At 45.3% G+C, this 25,172-nt stretch carries 20 protein-coding genes; 15 read left to right on the top strand and 5 right to left on the bottom strand.

The genetic code is table 11. From position 1 onward, the window contains the following. Positions 1 to 26 precede the first annotated feature (26 nt). The 10 genes from pnp (at position 27) to deoD (ending at position 13,270) form a co-directional block, all read left to right on the top strand. Entirely contained in the window at positions 27 to 2,138 is a 2,112-nt protein-coding gene (pnp, locus tag FLM48_RS15450; RefSeq protein ID WP_028774548.1) for a polyribonucleotide nucleotidyltransferase, read from the top strand. A 302-nt stretch (positions 2,139 to 2,440) separates the two neighbouring features. Further along, a complete protein-coding gene (gene nlpI, locus FLM48_RS15445) occupies positions 2,441 to 3,331 on the top strand; it encodes a lipoprotein NlpI (protein WP_179025250.1) in 891 nt (296 codons plus the stop codon). 143 nt (positions 3,332 to 3,474) lie between these two features. Further along, the gene (prfC, locus tag FLM48_RS15440) at positions 3,475 to 5,055 is read left to right on the top strand and encodes a peptide chain release factor 3 (protein ID WP_028774546.1); all 1,581 of its coding nucleotides are present in this window, start codon (positions 3,475 to 3,477) and stop codon (positions 5,053 to 5,055) included. Between the two features lie 135 nt (positions 5,056 to 5,190). Then, positions 5,191 to 5,994 carry a TatD family hydrolase gene (locus FLM48_RS15435; RefSeq protein ID WP_179025249.1) on the top strand — a complete coding sequence of 268 codons (804 nt, stop codon included), beginning with the start codon at positions 5,191 to 5,193 and terminating at the stop codon, positions 5,992 to 5,994. A gap of 178 nt (positions 5,995 to 6,172) precedes the next feature. Then, positions 6,173 to 7,432, top strand: coding sequence for a NupC/NupG family nucleoside CNT transporter (locus tag FLM48_RS15430; protein WP_179025248.1), 1,260 nt, complete (start codon positions 6,173 to 6,175; stop codon positions 7,430 to 7,432). Between the two features lie 335 nt (positions 7,433 to 7,767). Next, complete coding sequence (locus FLM48_RS15425) at positions 7,768 to 8,541, top strand: outer membrane protein OmpK (protein WP_179026395.1); 774 nt, start codon at positions 7,768 to 7,770, stop codon at positions 8,539 to 8,541. A gap of 450 nt (positions 8,542 to 8,991) precedes the next feature. Further along, a complete protein-coding gene (gene deoC / locus FLM48_RS15420; RefSeq protein ID WP_179025247.1) occupies positions 8,992 to 9,771 on the top strand; it encodes a deoxyribose-phosphate aldolase in 780 nt (259 codons plus the stop codon). A gap of 139 nt (positions 9,772 to 9,910) precedes the next feature. Continuing rightward, positions 9,911 to 11,242, top strand: a complete 1,332-nt coding sequence (deoA, locus tag FLM48_RS15415) for a thymidine phosphorylase (RefSeq protein WP_179025246.1) — start codon at positions 9,911 to 9,913, stop codon at positions 11,240 to 11,242. A gap of 12 nt (positions 11,243 to 11,254) precedes the next feature. Continuing rightward, positions 11,255 to 12,469: a phosphopentomutase gene (locus FLM48_RS15410; RefSeq protein WP_028774540.1), complete on the top strand. Its 1,215-nt coding sequence runs from the start codon at positions 11,255 to 11,257 to the stop codon at positions 12,467 to 12,469. Between the two features lie 90 nt (positions 12,470 to 12,559). Then, positions 12,560 to 13,270 (top strand): purine-nucleoside phosphorylase, encoded by a 711-nt coding sequence (gene deoD, locus FLM48_RS15405; protein WP_028774539.1) that lies wholly within the window; start codon positions 12,560 to 12,562, stop codon positions 13,268 to 13,270. A 54-nt stretch (positions 13,271 to 13,324) separates the two neighbouring features. Here the strand turns inward: deoD and FLM48_RS15400 are convergent, their stop codons facing one another. Further along, positions 13,325 to 13,969, bottom strand: a complete 645-nt coding sequence (locus FLM48_RS15400) for an AhpA/YtjB family protein (RefSeq protein ID WP_179025245.1) — start codon at positions 13,967 to 13,969, stop codon at positions 13,325 to 13,327. Positions 13,970 to 14,046: 77 nt separating this feature from the next. On the opposite strand from FLM48_RS15400, the gene serB reads away from it, so the two are divergent. After that, positions 14,047 to 15,027 carry a phosphoserine phosphatase SerB gene (gene serB / locus FLM48_RS15395; protein ID WP_179025244.1) on the top strand — a complete coding sequence of 327 codons (981 nt, stop codon included), beginning with the start codon at positions 14,047 to 14,049 and terminating at the stop codon, positions 15,025 to 15,027. A gap of 149 nt (positions 15,028 to 15,176) precedes the next feature. Next, positions 15,177 to 16,136: an alpha/beta fold hydrolase gene (locus FLM48_RS15390; RefSeq protein WP_179025243.1), complete on the top strand. Its 960-nt coding sequence runs from the start codon at positions 15,177 to 15,179 to the stop codon at positions 16,134 to 16,136. Between the two features lie 56 nt (positions 16,137 to 16,192). Here the strand turns inward: FLM48_RS15390 and FLM48_RS15385 are convergent, their stop codons facing one another. Together FLM48_RS15385 and FLM48_RS15380 are read right to left on the bottom strand one after the other, a co-directional pair. Continuing rightward, positions 16,193 to 17,467, bottom strand: a complete 1,275-nt coding sequence (locus FLM48_RS15385; protein ID WP_179025242.1) for an alpha/beta hydrolase-fold protein — start codon at positions 17,465 to 17,467, stop codon at positions 16,193 to 16,195. 146 nt (positions 17,468 to 17,613) lie between these two features. Next, entirely contained in the window at positions 17,614 to 20,034 is a 2,421-nt protein-coding gene (locus tag FLM48_RS15380) for a PilZ domain-containing protein (protein ID WP_179025241.1), read from the bottom strand. A gap of 228 nt (positions 20,035 to 20,262) precedes the next feature. On the opposite strand from FLM48_RS15380, the gene radA reads away from it, so the two are divergent. Next, positions 20,263 to 21,627, top strand: a complete 1,365-nt coding sequence (radA, locus tag FLM48_RS15375; RefSeq protein WP_179025240.1) for a DNA repair protein RadA — start codon at positions 20,263 to 20,265, stop codon at positions 21,625 to 21,627. Positions 21,628 to 21,681: 54 nt separating this feature from the next. Here the strand turns inward: radA and FLM48_RS15370 are convergent, their stop codons facing one another. Next, on the bottom strand, positions 21,682 to 22,050 hold the full coding sequence (locus FLM48_RS15370; RefSeq protein ID WP_028774532.1) for a PilZ domain-containing protein: 369 nt from the start codon (positions 22,048 to 22,050) through the stop codon (positions 21,682 to 21,684). A gap of 167 nt (positions 22,051 to 22,217) precedes the next feature. Here FLM48_RS15370 and FLM48_RS15365 point away from each other — a divergent pair, with 167 nt between their 5' ends. After that, positions 22,218 to 23,438, top strand: coding sequence for a DEAD/DEAH box helicase (locus tag FLM48_RS15365; RefSeq protein ID WP_179025239.1), 1,221 nt, complete (start codon positions 22,218 to 22,220; stop codon positions 23,436 to 23,438). A 45-nt stretch (positions 23,439 to 23,483) separates the two neighbouring features. Here the strand turns inward: FLM48_RS15365 and FLM48_RS15360 are convergent, their stop codons facing one another. Continuing rightward, on the bottom strand, positions 23,484 to 23,741 hold the full coding sequence (locus FLM48_RS15360; protein ID WP_028774530.1) for a YfhL family 4Fe-4S dicluster ferredoxin: 258 nt from the start codon (positions 23,739 to 23,741) through the stop codon (positions 23,484 to 23,486). A gap of 246 nt (positions 23,742 to 23,987) precedes the next feature. Between FLM48_RS15360 and FLM48_RS15355 the strand changes: the two genes are divergently transcribed. Further along, positions 23,988 to 25,037 (top strand): AraC family transcriptional regulator, encoded by a 1,050-nt coding sequence (locus tag FLM48_RS15355; protein WP_218645305.1) that lies wholly within the window; start codon positions 23,988 to 23,990, stop codon positions 25,035 to 25,037. Positions 25,038 to 25,172: the final 135 nt, after the last annotated feature.

Below are 25,172 nucleotides of genomic sequence, written 5' to 3'. Positions count from 1 at the left end.
TAATTAAATATTAAGGAATGGTTCACGTGAATCCAATCGTAAAGAGTTTTGAATATGGTCAGCACACAGTCACTATTGAGACTGGGGTTATTGCACGTCAAGCAGATGCAGCTGTTTTGGCAAGTATGGGTGATACAACAGTACTTGTTACCGTTGTTGGCAAAAAATTTGAAGAGCCAGGCCGTGACTTTTTCCCGCTAACCGTTAATTACCAGGAAAAAACATATGCAGCAGGTAAGATCCCTGGTGGTTTCTTTAAGCGTGAAGGTCGTCCAGGTGAAGGCGAAACACTAACAGCGCGACTAATTGACCGTCCAATTCGTCCTTTATTCCCTAACGGATTTAAAAACGAAGTTCAGGTTATCATCACCGTGGTATCTGTTGACCCAGAAATTAGCCCTGAAGTTATCTCAATGATTGGTACTTCTGCGGCACTGTCTATTTCTGGTATTCCATTTAATGGTCCACTAGGTTCAGCTCGTGTGGGTTATGTTGATGGCGAGTACATCTTAAACCCAACGGTTTCTCAACTAGAGAACAGCCAGCTTGAGCTGTCAGTTGCTGGTACAGAAAGCGCAGTATTGATGGTTGAGTCAGAAGCAAGTGCACTGCCTGAAGAAGTGATGTTAGGTGCGGTTGTATACGGTCATGATCAACAGCAAGTTGTTATCAATGCTATTAAAGAGCTTAAAGCTGAAGTCAACAAGCCTGATTGGGAATGGACTGCGCCAGTTCAAGACCAAGACCTAGTTGCAAAGATTAAAGATTTGGCTGAAGCCGGTCTTACTGAAGCTTACCAAATTGAAGTTAAGCAAGATCGCTACGCACAAGTTGGTGTTGTTAAAGCCGCTGCTAAAGAAGCGTTACTTGCTGAGAACCCAGAAGCGGATTCTCGTGAAATCGACGGCCTTTTAGGTAGCCTAGAGAAGAAAGTGGTACGTAGCCGTATCATCGCTGGTAACCCACGTATCGACGGCCGTGAGCCAGACATGGTTCGTGCACTAAACGTGATGGCTGGCGTTCTACCACGTACTCATGGTAGCTCACTGTTTACTCGTGGTGAAACTCAAGCACTAGTAACTTGTACACTTGGTACTGAGCGTGACGCACAGAAGATTGATAGCATCATGGGCGAATACACTAACCGCTTCATGCTTCATTATAACTTCCCTCCATACTCAGTTGGTGAAACTGGCATGGTTGGTTCACCTAAGCGTCGTGAAATCGGTCACGGTAAGTTAGCTTGGCGTGGTATCAATGCCGTTATGCCTAGTGCTGAAGAGTTCCCATACAGCGTACGTGTTGTATCGGAAATCACTGAATCTAACGGTTCAAGCTCTATGGCGTCAGTCTGTGGTACTTCACTAGCATTGATGGATGCAGGTGTACCAATTAAGTCTTCTGTTGCTGGTATTGCAATGGGTCTAGTTAAAGAAGGCGATGATTTCGTTGTTCTATCTGACATCTTAGGCGATGAAGATCACTTAGGTGATATGGACTTTAAAGTAGCCGGTACTCGTGATGGTATTACTGCTCTGCAGATGGATATCAAGATTGAAGGTATCACTAAAGAGATCATGCAGATTGCGCTACAGCAAGCCTATGGCGCACGTGTTCATATCCTAAACGTTATGGACCAAGCTATTGATGGTCACCGTGAAGATATCTCTGATCACGCTCCACGTATCACTACGCTTAAGATTAACCCAGAGAAAATTCGTGATGTTATCGGTAAAGGCGGTGCAACTATTCGTGCACTTACCGAAGAGACTGGCACTACGATTGAACTTGAAGATGACGGTACCGTTAAGATTGCTTCTGCTAATGGCGAAGCAACGAAAGAAGCGATTCGTCGTATTGAAGAGATCACTGCTGAAGTTGAAGTGGGCACAATCTACAATGGTAAAGTTGTACGTATCGTAGACTTCGGTGCATTCGTGACTATTCTACCAGGTAAAGATGGCCTAGTTCATATCTCACAAATCGCTGAAGAGCGCGTTGCAAACGTGTCTGACTACCTAGAAGTGGGTCAAGAAGTGAAAGTGAAGGTGATGGAAGTTGACCGCCAAGGTCGTGTACGTCTTTCTATGAAAGAAGCTGCACCTAAATCTGAAGAGCCAGCACCAGCTGCTGAGTAATTTGGATTTACACGTAATAAAGGAGGCTTAGGCCTCCTTTTTTATTGGCTGATTTTTAGCGACACCTATGTGGCTTATCTCTTTATAGATAAATAGTGAGCCTATCGCGGTTTATTGAAGTTTTTATTATTGTCGTTGCAACTCAGGGCAGGCTGCGTGGTCAATATAATAAGTTTTAGACAAAAGTAGCGATAACTGCTTTAAGATTAACTATTTTTAGTGATTTTTTATCCTAGTAGATAGCCGTCGTCTAGAGAGGTTGCTATGATTGAGGTTGCAGTTAAATTCATAAGGTTAAATGGATGAATCAAAAATTACGTACCGTTGCCATCGTGCTTATGACCGGTGTAAGCGTATTATTAACTGGGTGTGTGTCTACTCAGTCTGACAGTGCCGACAATGGCAAGGTCATGGTCGCGCCGGTAATGCCTGATTATAAATTGGAAGTGACATTGGCTCGCCTCAATGAAATTTTAACTTCTGCGGAATTGACCGCTGAGCAACGTGCACGTTTTCATTATGACCGTGGGGTGATTTATGACAGTGTTGGCTTACGTATTTTAAGCCGTATTGACTTTCATCAAGCACTGAAGTTGCAGCCTAACCTGGCAGACGCGTACAATTTTCTGGGGATCTACTACACCCAAGAAGGCGAGTTTGATAGTGCCTATGAAGCTTTTGACGCCGTGTTAGAGCTGGCGCCAAATTATGATTATGCTTTCCTTAATCGCGGTATCGCGCTCTATTATGGCCAGCGTAACCAGTTAGCCGTTGCCGATATGGAAGCTTTTTTCGACGGTGACCAGCAAGATGGCTACCGTGCTTTATGGTTGTATATTACCGAAAGCGAAGTCAATGAGGCGGAGGCCAAAGCGCGATTACAATACAACCGCACACAACTCGCTGATTCTGCTTGGGCTAGTACCTTAGTTGACTACTATCTTGGCAAGCTAACTAAAGAGCAAGTCTTTACATTAGCAAAGCAGGGGTTAACTAATCCCAATGAGTACGCTGAGCGTTTATGTGAGGCATACTTTTACATGGCTAAAGTTGCCCAGAAACAGGGCGAGCTGAATGATGCGGCAAACTATTATCGATTAGCGTTAGCCACCAATATTTATGATTTTGTTGAACATCGCTACGCACGAGTAGAATTAGCAAAAATTGGTGAACAAGTTAACGCCGCTCAATAACGAGTGTGTATCACCAGTCTTAACCTGGCCCCAGTTGCTACCGCGCTGGGGTTTATTGTATTTAAGGGCCCATGTCCTAGCCATTAGAAAAGCTAAGCGCTATAATTGCCGACTTTGTCAAATTCAACTATCTGCAGGTACTCATGTCAGGCTATAAAGTAGAAGTCGATAAGCGTCGTACTTTCGCCATTATTTCTCACCCCGATGCCGGTAAAACCACCATCACCGAAAAGGTGTTGTTGTTCGGCAACGCGTTACAAAAAGCGGGGACCGTCAAAGGGAAAAAGTCTGGTCAACATGCTAAGTCTGACTGGATGGAAATGGAAAAAGATCGTGGTATTTCAATCACCACCTCTGTGATGCAATTTCCCTACAATGATGCTTTGGTTAACCTGCTAGATACACCAGGTCACGAAGATTTCTCTGAAGATACTTATCGTACACTAACCGCTGTTGACTCTTGCCTCATGGTCATCGACTCAGCAAAAGGTGTAGAGCAACGTACCATTAAGTTGATGGAAGTGACCCGTTTACGTGATACGCCAATCGTGACCTTCATGAACAAATTGGACCGTGATATTCGCGATCCTATTGAACTGATGGACGAAGTAGAAGAAGTACTTAACATCGCTTGTGCACCGATTACTTGGCCTATTGGTGCGGGTAAAGAGTTTAAAGGTGTGTATCACTTACTACGTGACGAAGTCATTTTGTATCAAAATGGTATGGGTCACACCATCCAAGACTCTCGAATCATTAAGGGGTTGGATAATCCTGAGCTGGATGAAGCAATCGGCAGCTACGCTGAAGAAATTCGCGAAGAGATGGAACTCGTCGTTGGCGCATCCCATGAATTTGACCACCAAGCTTTCTTGAAGGGTGAGCTGACACCGGTGTTTTTTGGTACTGCACTGGGTAACTTTGGTGTTGATCATATCCTTGATGGCATCGTTGAATGGGCACCAACCCCGCAACCGCGTGAATCTGATGTACGTGATATTGAACCTAGTGAAGCTAAGTTCAGCGGTTTTGTATTTAAGATCCAAGCAAATATGGACCCTAAACACCGTGACCGTGTAGCCTTTATGCGCATTTGTTCAGGACGCTATGAACAGGGTATGAAAATGCACCATGTTCGTTTAGGTAAAGATATAAACGTCAGCGATGCGTTAACCTTTATGGCTGGCGATCGTAACCGCGCAGAGGCGGCTTACCCTGGTGACATTATCGGTCTACATAACCACGGTACTATTCGTATTGGTGATACCTTTACCCAAGGTGAGAAGTTACGTTTTACCGGTGTACCTAACTTTGCGCCAGAGATGTTCCGTCGCATTCGATTGAAAGATCCGCTAAAGCAGAAGCAATTGCTTAAAGGCTTAGTGCAGCTATCTGAAGAGGGAGCGGTACAGGTATTCCGTCCGCTAGACAGCAATGATTTGATTGTGGGTGCGGTCGGGGTGTTGCAGTTTGAGGTGGTCGTGGCGCGTTTGCAATCTGAATATAAGGTTGAAGCCATTTATGAGGCAATCAGCGTAGCAACAGCGCGTTGGGTTTATTGTGACGATCATAAGAAACTTGAAGAGTTTAAGCGTAAGTGCAGCAACAACTTAGCACTCGATGGCGGTGATAACCTGACTTATATCGCGCCAACGATGGTAAACCTAAACTTATCGATGGAGCGTTACCCAGACATCGACTTTGCTAAGACTCGAGAAAACTAAGCTAAGTAGACAAATCACTGAGTGAAGCGCTCAGTGATGTGATAAAAAAAGCAGACTTGTCTGCTTTTTTTATGTCCGTAATTCACTAAACTAATGTTATCTCGCCAATTTAACGGCTGAACCTTGGGAGTCTGTGTGACCGAGCAATCAATAGCAGCGATGATCGATAGCCATATCCATCTTGATAATATTAACGATCCGCACCAGTTAAGCTTATTGGCGGCACTCATGCAGGAACAGGGGATTAACGGTGCCATTATTCCCGCAGTGGAGCCTTCGCTGTGGTCTAGGCAGTTGCAAGTCGCTAATCAATTTGGCTACGCTTTTTCTTTGGGGATCCACCCTTGGTATGTCAAGCAGCACTGGCAGCAGCAGATAAGCGAGTTAGCTACGCAGTTAGCGGAAGAATCACGGACCCGTAGTCGATTGGTGGCTATCGGTGAATGTGGCCTAGATGGCAACTATCGCGACAATTTTGATTGGCAACTGCACAGCTTTAGTGCGCAATTGGCACTAGCAAAACAGTACAATTTGCCAGTTATCATCCATGCTGTGAAAGCCCATGAACAGGTGCTAAAACTCGTCGAACAAGCTGAACTTTGCCGTGGCGGAGTGATTCATGGCTTCTATGGCAGTCCTGAATTAGCAACACGCTATATACGTTTGGGTTTCAAGTTGGGTATTGGTGCAATACTGCTGAATGAAAATGCAAAGAAATTGCAACAGGTGATTCAAGATGTGCCGCTAGATTGTTTAGTGATCGAGACTGATATTGCACAGGTCAACGCAGTTGAACAGACCACAAAAACCTTAAATGACCCACATTTTGGCCTTATTTTGCCATTGCTAATTAAGAAAATAGCGAATTTACAAAAAAAATCTGCTGTTCTAGTTTCAGAACACGTGTTTTGTAACACTGTGCAACTCTTTGACCTCTAAATTTTTTTTGAAAAAACAGATGTAAATCGCATCATAATTTGTGACTAAGACGTTGAAATAAAACTTCAAAAACTTGATCAAAACGACGATTTTCACCACCACGTTGGGTATAATCGTTTTCGAAAATGAGGTTGCTTAACAACATAATTAAAAAGTGTTAACAATAGGGTGATGGTTAATGAATATACTAATGAGCTTGGTAGGGGTGGTCACCCTACTTGCAATCGGTTTCCTGTTATCAACTGACAGAAAAGCGATTAATCCACGTACCGTTTTCGGTGCACTTGCAATTCAAGCGTTTTTTGCTGGTTTTGTTCTATACGTTCCAATTGGTAAAGATATTCTTCAAAGCGTTTCAGATGGCGTATCAAGCGTTATCGGTTACGCGCAAAACGGTATTGGCTTCCTGTTTGGTGATCTAGCTAACTTTAAAGTTGGTTTCATCTTCGCAGTTAACGTTCTGCCAGTTATCGTTTTCTTCTCTTCTCTAATCGCCGTACTTTACTACCTAGGTATCATGCAGTGGGTTATCCGTATTATCGGTGGTGGTCTACAAAAAGCATTAGGTACTAGCCGTACAGAATCAATGTCAGCGACAGCGAACATCTTCGTTGGTCAAACAGAGGCACCACTTGTGGTTCGTCCGTTTATCGCCACAATGACTCAGTCTGAGCTATTTGCCATTATGGTTGGTGGTCTAGCTTCTATCGCGGGCTCTGTACTAGCAGGTTACGCGCAGATGGGTGTACCGATTGAGTACCTAGTTGCCGCATCATTCATGGCAGCACCTGGTGGTCTATTAATGGCCAAGCTAATGCACCCTGAAACTGAAGCGACCGTTAATGAAATGGACGAGCTTCCAGAAGATCCTGATAAGCCAGCAAACGTACTAGACGCAGCTGCAGCAGGTGCTTCTTCAGGTATGCACCTAGCACTTAACGTTGGTGCAATGCTACTCGCATTCGTTGGTTTGATTGCGATGATTAACGGTATCATCGGTGGTCTTGGTGGTTTAGTTGGTCAAGAAGGTCTAACGCTAGAGCTTATCCTAGGTTACATCTTTATGCCGCTAGCTTTCCTAATCGGTGTACCTTGGAACGAAGCACTTGTTGCTGGTTCTTTCATCGGTCAAAAGATCGTGGTTAACGAATTCGTTGCTTACCTAAACTTTGCTCCATACCTAAAAGATGTTGCTGATGGCGGAATCTTGGTTGAAGCTACAGGTGAAGTGATGTCTGACCGCACCAAAGCGATTATCTCATTCGCACTATGTGGTTTTGCTAACTTATCTTCAATCGCTATCTTACTTGGTGGACTAGGTGCTATGGCACCAACACGTCGCCATGACTTAGCGAAGCTAGGTATCCGTGCAGTTATCGCCGGTTCTTTAGCTAACTTGATGAGTGCAACGCTAGCGGGTCTATTCCTAGCGCTGTAATACAGCTCAAGTTATTCAAATGGGGGACTTCTCCCCCTGTGCATAGGCTCTGCAATGAGGCAGAGCCTAGTTAAGACAACCAATTTTCAAAATGGCATAACAGCGCTGACAGCAGCGACTGCGCGGTAAAGTTGTGTCTAGCAAGCGTCGAATGATAGCGGTATAAGTTAAAATTTAACCAGAAATCAGATGTTTGTTCGAATGTTAAGATAATGTGTTCGCATTTTTAGTCGAATTATATTGAGATTTCAGTGAATTTGAGTACAATGCGGCGCCAACAAAAAAAGAATGCTGACTCGAAAAGAGCAGCGAAGCCATAAACAATGGGGTTGATGATGAAAAACGTTAAAATGTTAGCACTAGCGGCAACGACTTTAGCAGCGATGTCTGCACCTGTAGCAGCAGAGCAATACTATGGTTTTGCCAACGTATCGGTAAACTACCTTGACTGGTCTGAAGGTACTACTGAGCGTACTAACGGTGGTAAAGAAGATTTCGTATATATCGAAGTTGAAGGTGGCGCTGGTTACGACTGGGGTGATGTCTACGGCTTTATCGATTTCGAAAACCCAACTAAAGGTGACTGGGGTTACGATTCAACTAAAGATGCTGCTGAAGCATTCCGTATCGCTGCCAAAGGTACTGTTGCGGTAAACATCGGCGAAAGCAACTGGAACTACTACGGTCAGCTATATAGCATTGCTGATTCTTCAGGTTTCTACGAGCAAAACCTAGTTGTTGGTCTTAGCTACGATATCAACACTGATTTCGGCCTATGGGTTAAGCCTTTCCTAGGTGCTCACTATGTTCACAACAACTTCATTGGCGCTGGTTTCAACGGTGCAATGGGTGGTTGGGTACTTGGTTATAACTTCAAGCTAGCAGACCAAGATTTCATGATCACTAACTGGAATGAAATCGAATTTGCTCGTGCAGATGAGTACGGTTACAACGATAACGCTGACTACGGCTTAAATGGTGCAGTAGCACTATGGTGGAACGCGACTTCTAAGTTCACTCTTGGTATCCAGTACCGTTATGCTCACAACAAGCTAGGTTCTGAAGCTTACCAAAACGCAGCGATCTTCTCTGCTAAGTACAACTTCTAATTGTACTTGAGAGCCGTAGCAATACGGCTCTCTACTCCTTGATAAGGAATCTTTACATTTAGAGGCTATTAATTTTTACTTAAGCATGCGATAAATTGAATTATGCTGTTTAAGTAAGAGTTAAATTTTATACGCGCTAAAATGGACTTTTCGCGGAAAGGTAGAAATTGCATAACTGAATTTATGCGTACTGCTCCCTTCCCGGTCTTCATGGATTCAAGTCGTGACCCAGTGTCAGGATGTAGATGTCAGCTATAGTTACATCTCATTGAATACCTGAATTATGAATGTTGTTTTGGCAGTTATCGCCTTACTGGCGACGCTGGTCATTCAACGTTTACGGCATAGCTTGAAGGCCCGGCCATAACAATAATCAAAACAATGCCAGCTCCAGCATATGCCTTACGTGAATTTATAGACTAATTTTTGAATTACGTTACGGAGAGCACTATGAACGATATTACTCACAAACAAGCTGCACAAAAAGCCATTGAGCTGATGGATTTAACCACACTTAATGACGATGATACTGATCAAAAAGTCATTGAACTGTGTCATAAAGCTCAAACGCCAGCAGGTAATACCGCAGCAATTTGTATCTATCCTCGCTTTATTCCTATCGCGCGTAAAACCCTGAATGAGATGGGTTGTGAAGAGATAAAAATCGCCACTGTTACTAACTTCCCACACGGTAATGATGATATTGCTATCGCAGTACTCGAAACCCGTGCGGCGGTTGCCTACGGTGCAGATGAAGTGGATGTGGTATTTCCCTACCGCGCATTAATGGAAGGCAACGAAACTGTCGGCTTCGAGCTTGTAAAAGCATGTAAAGAAGCGTGCGGTGAAGGCGTATTGCTAAAAGTGATTATTGAATCAGGTGTGTTAGCCGATCCCGCCTTAATCCGTAAAGCATCAGAACTGTCAATCGACGCCGGTGCTGACTTCATTAAAACCTCAACGGGTAAAGTTAAGGTTAACGCGACTTTAGAAGCCGCAGAGATCATGATGACAGTGATCAGCGAGAAGAATACAAAAGTAGGCTTCAAGCCTGCTGGTGGCGTACGTGATGCAGCCGCTGCAGCTGAATTTTTAGGTGTTGCCAGCCGATTATTAGGGGCTGACTGGGCGACGCCAAGCACTTTCCGTTTTGGCGCGTCTAGCTTGCTAGTTAACTTGCTACACACGTTAGATCTAGGTGATGCACCTAAAGGACCACAAGGTTACTAATTTAGTAAATCGTGATCTAAATCTAACAGCGAGCGTCGAGAGTTGCGTATCATATTGTAATTGAATTACAGGTCTTGGCGCCTTAGACCAAAATTTGTCACTAATAGTGGATGTTAGTGACAAGTTAGGAGGCAGTAGCATGTTTCTAGCTCAAGAGATTATTCGTAAAAAGCGTAATGGTGAAGCGTTATCAAAACAGGAAATCGAGTTCTTTGTTAACGGTATTACCACCAACGGTGTTTCAGAAGGACAAATCGCAGCGTTAGGTATGGCGGTTTATTTTAATGATATGAACATGGATGAGCGTATTGCACTTACTACCGCAATGCGTGACTCTGGTACCGTCCTTAATTGGCAGAGCTTAGGCTTAGATGGTCCTATCATTGATAAGCACAGTACTGGCGGTGTTGGTGACGTCATCAGTTTGATGCTTGGCCCCATGGCTGCCGCATGCGGTGGTTATGTGCCAATGATTTCCGGCCGTGGTTTAGGCCATACTGGCGGTACATTAGATAAGTTTGATGCTATCCCTGGCTATCAAACAGAACCTGACAGCGCGCTATTCAGAAAGGTTGTAAAGGAAGCGGGTGTGGCGATTATCGGCCAAACTGGTGATCTTGTTCCCGCAGATAAACGTTTCTATTCTATTCGTGATAATACCGCAACGGTAGAGTCTATCTCACTTATCACAGCTTCAATTTTGTCGAAAAAACTTGCCGCAGGCCTAGATGCATTAGCCATGGATGTCAAAGTGGGTAGTGGTGCTTTTATGCCGACCTATGAAGCATCAGAACAACTTGCTCGCAGTATCACTGCGGTGGCTAATGGTGCAGGAACTAAAACCACTGCGTTGCTGACCGACATGAATCAGGTGTTAGCTTCCTGTGCGGGTAATGCGGTAGAAGTGAAAGAAGCGATTGATTTCCTCACTGGGCGCTACCGTAATCCGCGTCTTTATGCCGTCACTATGGGGTTATGTGCAGAAATGTTGGTATTGGGCGGCATTGCTAGCAATGAAGCCGAAGCACGCGCTAAACTTAATCAAGTATTAGATAACGGTAAAGCTGCCGAAATCTTTGGCAAAATGATTGCCGGCCTCGGTGGTCCAGTGGACTTCATTGAGAGCTATGATAAATACCTGCCTAAGTCTGCCATTGTCCGACCTGTGTATGCAGCCCGTAGCGGTTTTGCTACCGCAATGGACACCCGCGAGTTAGGACTGGCTGTCGTCACTTTAGGTGGCGGACGTCGTAAACCAGGTGATGCGTTAGACTATAGTGTTGGCCTAACAGATATGGTTGCCTTAGGTGATGAAGTCACTATGGATAAGCCGATTGCCATGATTCATGCGCAATCAGAAAGTGCATTCGAAGAAGCGGCAAGTGCTGTTAAAGCAGCCATTCATGTCGGTGATGCAAAACCTGAACAAACACCAGAGATTTATCGCTATATACGCGCATCGGATCTCTAACGGAGTAATGTTATGAAACGTACAATCATTATGATGATGGACTCATTCGGTGTTGGCGCCGCAGGCGACGCTGATAAATTTGGCGATGTGGGTTCAGACACCTTTGGCCATATTGCTCAGGCCTGTGCGGACGGTAAAGCCAATGATGGACGTGAAGGCCCATTGAAATTGCCAAACCTGGCTAAACTGGGTTTAGCTCATGCTGCGATGGAGAGCACGGGTCAGTTTCCTGCGGGTTTTGCTGACAACGTTGAGGTGATTGGTGCCTATGGTCACGCCGAAGAGTTGAGTTCAGGAAAAGATACTCCCAGTGGTCACTGGGAAATGGCTGGCGTACCAGTGCTATATGATTGGGGCTACTTTAGCGATTTAGAAAACTCATTCCCAAAAGAGCTAACCGATAAAATTCTTGCTCGTGCAGGGTTAACGGATTTTCTTGGCAATTGCCACGCGTCTGGTACCGCTATTTTAGAAGAGTTGGGTGAAGAGCACATGCGCAGCGGTTTACCAATTTTCTATACCTCTGCAGATTCTGTGTTTCAAATTGCCTGTCATGAAGAGACATTTGGCTTAGAGAAGCTTTATGAGTTGTGCCAAATCACCCGTGAAGAGCTAGAGCCGTATAATATTGGCCGCGTTATTGCGCGTCCATTTGTTGGCACTGGCCCTGATGATTTTGCGCGTACCGGTAACCGTAAAGATTATGCGGTAGAGCCGCCAGCAAAAACCGTGCTTGATAAGCTGGCTGCCGATGGCGGTGAAGTGGTTAGTGTCGGTAAAATTGCCGATATCTATGCCCATTGCGGTATTACTCAAAAAGTAAAAGCGACCGGCTTAGAAGCGCTGTTTGATGCCACGCTAGAGCAAGTTAAACAAGCTGGTGACAGAACGATTGTCTTCACCAACTTCGTAGATTTTGACTCTCACTATGGTCATCGTCGCGATATTGCCGGTTATGCTCGAGCGCTGGAATACTTTGACTCGCGCTTACCCGAGATGCTGGCCATTTTAGGTGAAGATGATTTACTTCTGTTGACTGCCGATCACGGCTGCGACCCCACTTGGCCTGGTACTGATCACACACGTGAGCATGTGCCGGTTATTGCCTATGGCGCTGGTCTAGCCGCTGGTTCACTTGGTCGTCGTAAGAGTTTTGCTGACATGGGTCAGTCAATAGCGAGTTACTTTGGCTTAGAGCCAATGGAATATGGCGAATCATTTATTTAGTGCCATAGTTCAATAACGAATTTAAACTTTGGCGGCTAACTTGGTCGCCATTTATAAAAAGACAAAAGTCTACCAAAAGGGGTTAAATCGATGGCTACACCACATATTAATGCAGTTGATGGTGCGTTTGCAGATACCGTTCTGTTTCCAGGCGATCCATTACGTGCAAAATATATTGCTGAAACATTCCTAGAAAATGTTGAGCAAGTGACTGATGTTCGTAACATGCTAGGTTTTACTGGTACTTATAAAGGTACTCGTATCTCTGTGATGGGTTCAGGTATGGGTATCCCATCTTGCTCTATCTATGCAACTGAGCTAATCAAAGATTACGGCGTTAAAAATCTTATTCGTGTTGGTACTTGCGGCGCGATCAGCACTGACGTTAAAGTGCGTGACGTGATTATTGGTATGGGCGCGTGTACCGATTCACAAACTAACCGTCTGCGTTTTAAAGGCCAAGACTTCGCTGCTATTTGTGATTACAGCCTATTAAGTGCTGTCGTTAAAGCGGCTGATGCAAAAGGCACTAAGTATCGCGTCGGTAACGTTTTCTCTGCTGACCTTTTCTATACTCCAGATCCAGAAATGTTTGATGTGATGGAAAAAATGGATGTACTCGGTGTTGAGATGGAAGCAGCTGGCCTATACGGTGTAGCCAAAGAGTTTGGCGCGAAAGCACTGTGCGTTGTTACTGTATCGGATCATATTCGTACGGGTGAAAAGACCTCTTCTGATGAGCGTCAAACCACTTTCAACGAAATGATCGAAATGACACTCGACGCCGCTATTACTCTGTAATATGCACTGTCATAAAAAAAACGGGCCACATGGCCCGTTTTTTTTGGCTACTGATTAACTCGATTTGCTTGTTTTGCTCTTGGCGGGACGTTTGCGTAACTTCACTCGGGTTTTACGGCGGTCAAAATCAGCCCGTTTAAATGACAGTGCTCTAGAGAGTAATAATCCGATAATCCCAGCAATAATAAGCATCATTTGTTGCTGCTGCATATTGATTTGATGGGCTTCTTTGATCTCATTAAAAAACAGCTTGGGTGCGAGTCTCACTTCAATAAACCCAAGGTTGTTACCGTCTTGACTCACAGCTTCAACATAAGGTGGATAGGCGGCGAGCGCATCTATCATCGCTTGCGAATCAGCCTCTAAATCTTCATCAGTGACACTTTGAGCAAAAGACAAGCGCTGACCTTGTTCGCTGAAAATGGTGGCGGCCATCACTTTAGGATCTTGCACTAAGGCTTGGGTTAGCCATTGCAATTGTTCATCATTTTGCAGCTGTAGCGCCGGAGTCGCGCCATACGCAGTTTGCTGAACTAATAATCGTGCCATCTTTTCCGTTTGGGACTTTAGAAGCTGCTGCCCTTGTAGTAGGCTTGTTTCCCATAATTGAAAAAGGCCGACCATCAGAGTAACAGCAATGGCAATTTGGACCAGTCTGGTTATTCGGTGAGTCTTTCTAAGGCCTGTTAAAAAAAACACTTTGTACCTAAAAATAAACGGGTTTGTTTAATCATAATTGATTATGAGCAAAGCCGATAGCCGGAGATTGATAGCCCATGGAAAGTTCGAGTTCTAAGTCGTTGTTTGACTGGATAATGCGTAACGATGAAACCGCTGCGTCATTTGCTGGTGTGGCGATTAATCGCCATCAAGAATGGCAGTATTCAGAGCAGCAACATTGTTGTCGTATTGTATTTGAATCGAACGTTTCTGACGCCGTAATTAATGAGTTTATCATGGCCTTAGGGGCGGTTTCTGTTGCCGTAGTACAACGTGATACTGACCTACAATGCATTGAGGTGTGTAGTGAGCAGCCGTTTTCCCCCCAAGCAGTAGCATCGCTTAACAGTAACAAGGGGGTTGAGGGCTATGTGCTAAACCAGCCACTGCCGCGATTAGATAAGCCTGGTCTGTTGGTGATGGATATGGACTCTACCGCCATTGAAATAGAGTGTATTGATGAGTTAGCCGCCATGGCAGGCGTCGGTGAAGCGGTTGCTGCGGTGACTGAGCAAGCCATGCAAGGTGAGCTTGATTTCGAGCAGAGCCTGCGCGCCAGAGTGGCAAAATTGCAAGGCGCAAGTAGCCAGATAATTGATGATTTATGCCAGCAATTACCGTTAATGCCAGGTTTAACCGACATGGTAAAAATTCTAAAACAACATCAGTGGCGACTGGTTTTAGCTTCCGGTGGCTTTACGCCATTTGTGGGTCATCTCAAGCAACTGTTGGATTTAGATGCAGCTTATGCCAATGAGTTGGTGATTGAAAATGGTCAATTGACCGGTGAGGTGACGGGCCAAATCGTCGACGCTCAGTTTAAAGCCGATACAGTGCTGCATTGTGCCCAGCAATGGCAGATAGCTGCTGGTCAGCGGCTGGCTATCGGTGATGGTGCCAATGATATTCCCATGATTAATCAAGCTGACTGTGGTTTTGCATTTCATGCCAAACCTAAGTTGAAAGCAGCGGCTGATTTGGCGATAGACAGTTTAGATTTACGTGCATTGCCATTTTTACTGCGCACAGGTAAATAAATTTAACGTTTAATATCATGAGTTAACGTTTTGAATTTCTAACATAGTTCAGAATGTCGTTGTTTTAACGCTAATTGTTTGAGTAATTACTCTTGTTTTCATCAGCAAGGCTAAGTAATTTAGAGTCAAATTCTCGATTACTTAGTCTTGTGTCTAATAGCCCTGTTGTTACCCAAGTTTCTCACTATTTACCTTATCAATCAGGCGCGCTGCATGTACGTCAGTTGATGCCTGCTAATGCCGACTATCAAAAGACTCCCATTTTGATGTTGCACGGTGTGATGTCCAACGGCCGCGTGTTCTACAGTGACTCAGGTAAAGGCCTGGCCTGCTATCTAGCCCAAGCAGGTTATATTGTTTATGTACTCGATACTTTAGGTCGTGGTTTGAGTACCCCCAAGTTGACTGGCGGAGAGCGCCATGGTCAGGGCGAGGTCATTCGTGAACAGTTACCGCTGGTGCAGCATTTTATTTTATCCAAGCATCAGCAGAAGCTGGCAAATCACCCGTTAAAACAAGCGCCGAGTAAAGTTCATTGGTGCGCGCATTCATGGGGTGGCGTATTGATGACGAGCGCCATAGCCCGCTTTGAGTTTATTCAATCCAGCGTTGCTTCGCTGCTAACACTAGGGACCAAACGAACGATTAAAGTGAAGTCGTTGAGAAAATGGCTGATGGTCGATGTGACTTGGAATCGTGTCGCGCCCCTCATCGCAAAACGACACGGTTATTTAGCCGCAGACAGGTGGCGTTTGGGTATGGACAATGAAACTCGGGCATCACTGCGCCAGAGCATAGAGTGGGTAAGAGGCGATTGGATCGATTTTGATGATGGCTTCGATTACGCGCAGGCTGCTAAGCAAGTAGCACAGCGTGGCGGTTGGCCCAAAACTTGGTTTATTGCAGGGCGGGGGGATCGTGTGCTGGGCCATCCAGAAGATGTCAGTCGCATGGTGCAAGAGTGTCAGTTTGGAGATGTGAAACAAACCTTGTTATCAAAACGCGACGGTTACAAACATGATTATGGCCATGCTGAAATGCTAACTCACAAAGACGCCGTTAATGATCACTTTGTGGGCATTAAGCAGTGGTACCAAAATTGTGGCTAAGTCCCAATCGCTGCTTAGCCCGTATTTTGAAAACTGCTCAGCCCACAATATGACAACTACTTAGCCAGTTCCCATATCTCCCAACTGGCTAACTGATACTGCTGCGCTAACGTTTTGGCCTGCTGGATATGCTGCTTAGCAAGGTCTGCATCTCCTGCGGCTTGATAGAGCTTACCCCGCTGCAAATGCCAAAATGGCCGCGACTGCCCCTGAGCTTCGCAGCTATCTAGCAGTTGTGTTGCCAGTGGCTGTTGCTTGCGAATCAGTGCTCCTTTGGCTAGTTCAATACAGAGTGTGGTAGCAGATTGCGGGAACAATTTGCGTGCGAGTGCTAATGCTTCAAGCGCCGAGTCATACTGCTTTGACCAAGACAGGTACTTCGCAAATTGATAGGCATGTAACCATTCGATTTCAAAACCAGCCCAATGACGTTGCTGCTGCTTAAATCGATTTAAGACCACTTTATAATCCCCCATTGCTACAAGATCGCTACCATCACTGAGTTCACCGTAGTTTGGTGCCAGAAACTGTAAACCGTCATATAAGGCAGGGAGCGCGGTGGTAAAATGATTCTCTTGTGGATATTGCTTAAATTGCCACTGCAGTTGATTTGGAATGGCGTCTAACTTAGCCACTAGCTTATCCACGCCCATATCTTGCTCGTTCGCCACCGAGACAAATAGTGGTCCTGTAAGTTTATCTTGTTTAAGTAGGGGCTCAATCAGCGAAGGGAGCGCATAATTATCAACCCAAATACTGGGGCTCATTGCCAAAAATGCGTTAAATGGCGTCTTGGTTTGCATCATGCTGTATAAGCTAAATAAGCCACCTAGGGAATAGCCTGCCAGTGCCTGTTGTTGATTGGTGCGATATTGCTGGTTGATGAGTGGCAGTAGCTCCTCGCTCAAGTATTGCTGAAAACGTTGTGCTCCCCCAAAATCTTGTTCACCTTCTACCGGCCAAGTTGTCGAGTATAGGTAGTCGCTGTCTCCCTGATTAGCCACACCGACAACAATCATCGGGGCAATTTTGCCCATACGGGCTAAGTGCAAAGCGATAGCGGAGACATGTTGAAATTGAAAATCAGCATCGATGACATATAGCACTGGATATTGACGTTTTTCATGCAAATGGTAACGCTCCGGCAGGCTTATCATTACCCGTCGGGTGTCGTCAAAAGCGCTCGAGTAGTGGCTAAATACCTGCCCTGAGATAAGCGGGCGGCTCACGGCGATAGATGATTTCTCGTCTACGGGGGCAGCCATGCAGGGAAAGGCGAGTAAACCATATAATAAGCCAATCAAAAGCCCGATTAAGGCAATATTTTTCATCGTGATAACTCCTAGGTAAAATACAATAACGCCACCTTAGCAGCTTGTATTTTGTTGCAAAGCTCACTTTGGGGAAATTGCGGTGAGTCGACGGTGAAGTTTCAGTGATGATTTAAAAATATATTAAAATCAGCGTATTGTCTTAATTATGCGGTTTGGGTTTTTAGGGGGGCATTAACCAATTCTTGGTATAAAGTCGGGTAACGCAATTGCACTTCTTGGGTGATTTCTAGTAGTTCACCTACACCAACTATACGCCATAACCGACGCTCTAGCTCTTTAGCTTTATGTTGCGCATGAACATTAATGTAGGCCAATTCACGTCTGATGTAATTAAGATCGGGCTTGCCGGTAGCCCCGCGATATATTCTTAATGCCATAAAGCGACCTAGGTGCTGGCTTTGCTTAATAAAGTGTACCTGTGCGTCACTGTCGCCGATTAAATGTGGCTGCAAACATTTCGCTTTTATCTGCCCCTGAGATTGACGGGATATTTGCACAAAGACCTCGAAGTAGTCCAAGCCATGTTGTGGCTTCATCTGCCTGATAGGCTCAATAAAGTCTGTTTTTAAACGGTTGTGACTGAGCAGTGGTTCTAGATTGTATTGTAAGGTGTCTGCAGCTGATGCAGCGAAGATGTCGCTAACTTCATTACGCTGTTGACTTAGGCCAATCGTGGTTAACTGCATTGATTTAGCCGTTTTTTCAATAAAGTAAGGTACTGGGCCCAGCTGGCGCATCAATAAATTTTTTAAGCCATCAGACAGCTCTTTTTTATCGCTGTTCGCCTCGGTTAGCTTTTCCAATTTATCGCGATTTTGGATGATAAGCTTATTGAGAAACTCCACCCCGACATGGGGGGTGTGGCCCATCATCGCGGCTAAGTGCATGGTCACGCCGTTGCGCCGAGTGCGAATTAAGCGATAGGGCAGTTGGCTAAGCTTAGTTTTTCCCGCCAAACTTTGTAGCTTGGGAAAGCTCAGCATCACTGGTGCAGTGGTGTCAAAATTTGCCGCTTCAGCGACGGTCAGCTGCAGTCCTTTACTGGATATATCTTGGGTAAACCCTTCAGCGACCACTTTACCTTGGCTCACTTTGACATAGGTTTTAAATGAAAAGCGGGCTTCATTACGCCGCTCGGTAAATTGCAGTGACAGTAATTTTATAGAGTTGGCTTTGCATTTAGGCTGCCCAAATGGTTTGAGGGCATTCGCGGCTTCATTACTATACTGCTGCCATTGCTGGTAGCTCGCCTGTTGGTCTTCATTAGTGAGATCGATCAGTTGTAGCACATGGCTGAATCGCTGCAGTTGAGATTCCACTAACGAAGAGTAGCGACTGTCGTCGCCGGGCAGCATACTTGATTTATAGGACTTTTGATGGTCAATTTTGTGCTGAGCGACTTTGAATACTCGCCACGAAGATTTAGTGCATCCGAAGCCCAAAAACAGCGCTAACAGGTTTTGCTGTTTCAACTCAGCTAAACTGGCTGAGTAAAAAAAGATGCAGCCTTTTGTTTGAAAGGTAAAACAGAAAAACAAGCTGTGGTCTGGGTTGTCGGTTTTGGTCAGCAAACGGTTTAAACGCGCTGGAGTTAGCATGCTAGGCAGCTGGCTAATTTCATTCTCGTCTTGAAACGCTTGTTGAATTGCTTGATTGTCGCGGCTTAAGAGCTTGTGGGTGATTTGAAATCCGCTATCTTCTATCTGCTCGACATACAAAGGTAAGTGTGGCAAATGCGGCAGATAATGACGCTCGAATCCCAAGCCTATTGCAGCGGTGAGTACATCGTTGATGTCGACTTTGTAGCGAAATTTATAGCCTTGAATTAGGTTGCCTAACATTTTCGCCAAGCCTTCAGAGCCACTCAACCGCTTTAATCGAAACCAACAATGTTCAGGGTTTTTCTCACTATCAACAATCTGGTAATCAATACCTTGCTGCAAGTCCTTATCGTAGTATTCATCACTGAGTCCGAGTAGTTTCACCCGTATCGGCTTATCGGCAACAAATTGATGGGCCGCGGGAATACGGATCCTTGCCCCACCCACTGACAGATCGGCGGTCACGCCACTGAGTTCATTGCGACCATCTTGGCTTACAGAGATACGAATCGCATAATTCATTCGCTCTTCGCTGCGATTGAAAAAACTGCCTAATACCACGCCGTTAGCGACATAAGGTGTAATGCCTGCATCGTTACTTTGATTGAGGTTTCGCAGTTTGAGCCGTCGCTGTTTATGCGCTTCGAGGACTTGCTCATAAACACCTAAAGTGTAGTTGTCTTGATACAAGGCCACCGCTTCATCAAATTTAACCTTGGCTGGTTCATCTAAAAAGTGGGTCTGCTTGCCCATTTTGACTTCAAAGCAGGGCAATTCAGATTTGTCGCGCAGATCGATAATTCGGGTACAGGCCGCGGCAATACGTTTGAGCTCCATCTTTAACAAAAAGCGCGTTGAGTTAGACTCACTGGCAGTGAGCCTTTCAAACAACTCATCGAAGTCTGTTTCCATTAACAGAGGTTTGAGTTGTTCTATCAGGGCGCTATGTTGTTCTAAGCTCATTGATTGTGTCTTTTTGGATGCTAATTGAGTGAGTGGCTGTTAATCTTATGTCGGCAGCCCACAGGGCAACTTGATAGTGGTTGAGTATATATTACTTAATAAGCATTAATTTACATCTTTTTGCTGACAAAATCAGTGTTGCTTAGCAAATATAGCAACAGGTCTGTTCAGTGACTGTGCGGGTCGCATTCAAGTTCTTCAAATAAGGTCGATGAGTAGCTCAAAGTTATGGCAAAAAACAAAACAGCGTATGTGTGTAATGAGTGTGGTCAAGATTTCCCAAGATGGCAGGGGCAATGCAGTGCCTGCCAAGAATGGAATACCATTACTGAGGTACGCTTAGGTCCAGCAACTACCGCGCGCACAGCGAAATTTAGTGGTTACGCAGGTAGCACGGACAAGCAGGTGCAAACACTGGATCAGATTGATCTTAACGAATTACCCCGCATATCGAGCAGTTTTAAGGAGTTTGATCGGGTACTCGGTGGCGGCATTGTACCGGGATCAGCCATATTGATTGGTGGTCATCCAGGGGCGGGTAAAAGTACTTTGTTGCTCCAAACCTTATGTCAGCTAGCTGAGACTATGAACGCACTTTACGTTACCGGTGAGGAGTCACTGCAACAGGTGGCGATGCGGGCTAACCGTCTTGGTCTTCCCACCAGTAAACTGCGGATGTTGTCAGAAACTAGTGTAGAGCAGATCTGCGAAATCGCACTGCAAGAAAAACCTAAGCTGATGGTGGTCGACTCCATTCAAGTGATGCACATGAGTGATGTGCAGTCTTCTCCAGGCAGTGTATCGCAAGTGCGTGAGTCAGCTTCGTTTCTAACCCGTTTTGCTAAACAACATGGTATTGCCGTTATCATGGTAGGCCATGTCACCAAAGATGGCAGTCTCGCCGGGCCTAAGGTGTTAGAGCACTGTATTGATTGCTCGGTGATGTTTGAAGGTGATAGCGATAGCCGCTACCGCACTTTACGCTCGCACAAAAACCGCTTTGGTGCGATTAACGAACTCGGCGTGTTTGCGATGACAGAGCGCGGACTGAAAGAAGTGGCCAATCCCTCTGCTATCTTTTTGTCTCGCGGTGAGGAAGATGTGTCAGGTTCGTTAGTGATGGTGATTTGGGAAGGCACGCGGCCATTGCTGGTGGAGTTACAAGTGCTAGTCGATAGTTCGGCTATGGCCAATCCAAGGCGTGTGGCCGTAGGTCTTGATGGGAATCGCTTAGCATTACTGTTGGCTGTGATGCATCGTCATGGTGGCTTAATGATGGCCGACCAAGATGTGTTTGTAAATGTGGTGGGTGGCGTTAAAGTGACCGAAACCAGTGCTGATTTAACCTTGTTATTAGCAATGGTGTCCAGTTTTAGAGGCGATATATTGGCCCGGGACTTAGTGGTGTTTGGTGAAGTGGGGTTATCTGGTGAAATCCGTCCGGTGCCTAATGGTCAAGAGCGGTTAACAGAAGCGGCAAAACATGGTTTTAAACGCGCGATAGTGCCCAAAGCGAATGTGCCTAAAAAGCCCCCGCAGGGTATGGAAGTGATTGGGGTGACTAAATTGTCTCAGGCATTAGAAGCGCTATAAACAGACAGATTGCTCGCAGCAAAAAGGCTAAGCATTATTGCTTAGCCTTTTTTGTTAGTTATTCTCGTGGGCCTCAATGAATAGGGTTAGCTCTCGGTTGAGTAATGATGCGTCGCCTAAATTCAGCGCTAACATGTGGCGCAGATGACTGATACTATCAATATCGATATGTAGGCATTTTAGACCCAATTGTTGATCTTTTCGATGCACTAAACTGGTTTGCATCGACACCTCAATGTCAGAGCCTGGCAAAGTAAAGCCAAGCTTTATTGGTGCATCACTGGCATCAAAATCACTCGGTAACTGCACCAATGCCCCGTTTAGGCTAAGGTCAATAATGGTTGTAGACCAAGTTTGCTGGTCTTGCTGCAGATAGGCATTGGCGTCAAATAGTATTCGCGAAAACTGACGGCGCTCATCCATAGTTGCTCCTTCGGCGTCGATAAGTATCTTAGCTATGCCCTAAGCATATGCTAAGTTGGCTTAAGTGTAAAAAATCTCGGTAATTAATCTATCAAGTCTTAAAGCGTGATCGTCCTAAGCATTAGTTTTGTTATACTAGCGACTGATTTTATTAATGGTTGTCCATCATGAGTTTTGCATCGTTATCATTGAACCCTCAGCTTATTACTTTGCTAAATCAAGCCGACTTTAAGCAGCCTACAGAGATTCAATCATTGGTGATTCCTGTGGCTTTAACCGGCAAAGATATGCTGGCTAAGGCCCAAACTGGCAGTGGTAAAACTCTGGCGTTTGCGCTGCCCATTATTCAGCAATTGATAGCTGATGATGGCGACAGCCAAGGCATTAAGGCGCTGGTGTTAGTGCCAACGCGAGAGCTGGCAGTACAAGTCGCGCAGCAATTTGAACTGTTATTAAGTTCATTATCACTGCAAAGCTGTGTGGTGTACGGTGGGGTCAGTATTGATAAACAAAAGCAGCAGCTGCAGGCGCAGCCCCAAGTGCTCATCGCCACGCCGGGGCGCTTGTTAGATTTGATTAATCGCCGTGCGGTTAAGCTGTCAACCTTACAAACCTTAGTGTTTGATGAAGCGGATCGCATGTTTGATATGGGCTTTCATGACGAGCTACGTAGCATTGCTAAGCACTTACCAACGTCGCGACAAACGATGTTATTTTCAGCGACGTTAGCCAGTAAAGTCAGTGGCTTTGCCGGCAAAATGATGCATTCACCGCAACACATAGAAACTGAGCAGCAACAGCTAACCGCTGCCGAGATACATCAGCAAGTTTACGCAGTCGATAACGATAGAAAGGTTGACCTGCTTAGTCATCTTATCACCAAGCACGGTTGGCAGCAGTTATTGGTATTTTGTCGTAAAAAGATTGAAGTTGATGAGGTAGTAAAGCAGTTACTTGGCAAAGGTCATCAGGCGGCTGCATTCCATGGGGATTTATCCCAACAGCTTAGAGAGCAAACGCTCACTGACTTCAAAGCCAATACTCTATCGGTCGTCGTCGCAACAGATGTGGCGGCCCGCGGTATTGATATTGCTAACTTGCAGACTGTGGTCAACTACCAATTTCCTTTTGTTGCTGCCGACTACGTACATCGCATCGGCCGTACCGGTCGAGCTGGCAAATCTGGGCTTGCGGTGACGCTATACAGTGACGAGGATCAATTGTTACTGGAAGAAATTGAAGCGCTATTGGATAAACGTTTACCCCAGCAGTGGGAGCTAGGGTTTGAACCTGACTTAACGAAAGCACCGGTTATCAGCGGTAAAAACAGCCGCGCAGCCCAAAAGCAGCGGGCAAAACGTCGTGCTGGCCGCGGCAAAAGACGCTAAGGCAATCAAGGTTAGCTGAGTGATGAGCAGCAAATGGGCGTGATATTACTGAACGGGCTTACCGGTAATAAGGTGATACTTAACCAGGAGCTCATCATCAGATTCAGCATGGTCAGGGTCGGGGTCAATGCAGTCAATGGGGCAAACTGAAACACAGGTAGGCTTATCATAATGACCCACGCATTCTGTACACAATGCGGGTTCAATCTCGTAGATCTCTTCCCCCATAGTGATCGCCTGATTGGGACACTCAGGTTCACACATATCACAGTTAATACAGCTGTCGTCGATTAGTAATGCCATGACTCAAAATTGCCTATTTAAAGATAGATTAATTGCGGCTTAGTCTTCGGTATTGATATTACCAGTGTACTTACGCAATCCTAATCGCTAATTATACCATATTGCAGTTTTAGCAACATGGTCCAGCCAGCTTAAATATGTCGGTAATATCGCAGTTCTCACTGTTGGGCCGTGCAGTGGGCTGCATTTGACTCGATACAACGCGCCCGAGTAGGCTGATATACTGATTTGACAGAAATAGTGGTCATGTCTAATGGAAGTAGCTTGTGCCGTGAAGACGAGGAATGCTCAGTGGGTTCTGCGATTATTGAATTAGTTAAACGCGAAGATGTCATTTTCTTTGCTGGCTTGTTTGACGCGTTAGACAGTGAGTTATTGGCGCTACTGCGCGCAGCGAAGATCCCCAACGATCTTTATAGTAGTGAGCATGACTATCGCTATTTACCTGAAGTCACAGTTAAGAATTTAATTCGATTGCTTGGTGAGCAAACCTGCTTGGCAGAGTTTACGTTACTGATCACCAGTGCTTGTAAACACGTTTATATACCTAAGTTTATCAGTAAATTGACGCAGCAAACTTCGCTTAAAGCTGCCCTTGATGAATTTGCCTTGATACTCACAGAGCATTCAACCGATGCGAAGGTTTATACTCAATATGCGGGCGAAAAATGGTGGTTTGTGAGAGAGAAGCGCGGCCAACAAGAAAGCTGGTTTCAATATGCCGAACTGTTTTCGGTGGTGTTTATGTCGCAGTTGATAAGCGAACTAACCCGCGGAGCATGGCAACCTGAAGAGGTGGGGGTGCAGGCAGACTCTGTTGCCGAGTTTAATCAACTGCCAGGGTTTAGCCAAGTACAGTTTTATGCCGCTAGACCAGTGACCGCCTTGTTTATCCCGACCAATGTCATGTTGTCTGCTATCAGTTTACCAACACAATTTACCCACCCAGCAAATGCGACCGAGCCAGCAATCAAATCAAGCTCGTTTGTAGAATCGTTTAAGTACGCCATTAAACCTTATACCTCGACAGGAAAGCTGCCGATTAAACTTGCGGCCGAGATATTAAACATGAATATTCGGACTTTACAGCGTCAGCTCGCTAAAGAGGGAGCTGTGTATAGTGAATTGATCGAATCTATGGTGCTAGAACAGTGCTTAGATCTGCTTAAGTGTCAGTCCATTCACATCACTCGTATCGCAAGCAAGATGGGTTATTCAGATGCCGCTCATTTTACCCGCGCCTTTAAACGACAAATGCAAATGACGCCCACTCAGTACCGCCGCTCCTGTCGTTAACCTCATCGACAGCTTGATTTTGAAGTGTCGTCAAATGGCTATTTTTGCACCTTGAACCATGGGAATATTCGTTCTAAGTTAATAGGGGTTAACAAAAAGTTGTTAAGCTACAATGGTAAAGTACCTGTTTTGTAA

The organism is Shewanella sp. Scap07 (genome assembly GCF_013394145.1).
GTDB classification, from domain to species: domain Bacteria; phylum Pseudomonadota; class Gammaproteobacteria; order Enterobacterales; family Shewanellaceae; genus Shewanella; species Shewanella waksmanii.
The sequence above is the reverse complement of the archived record's forward strand: the minus strand, read 5'-3'. Positions and strand labels throughout refer to the sequence as shown.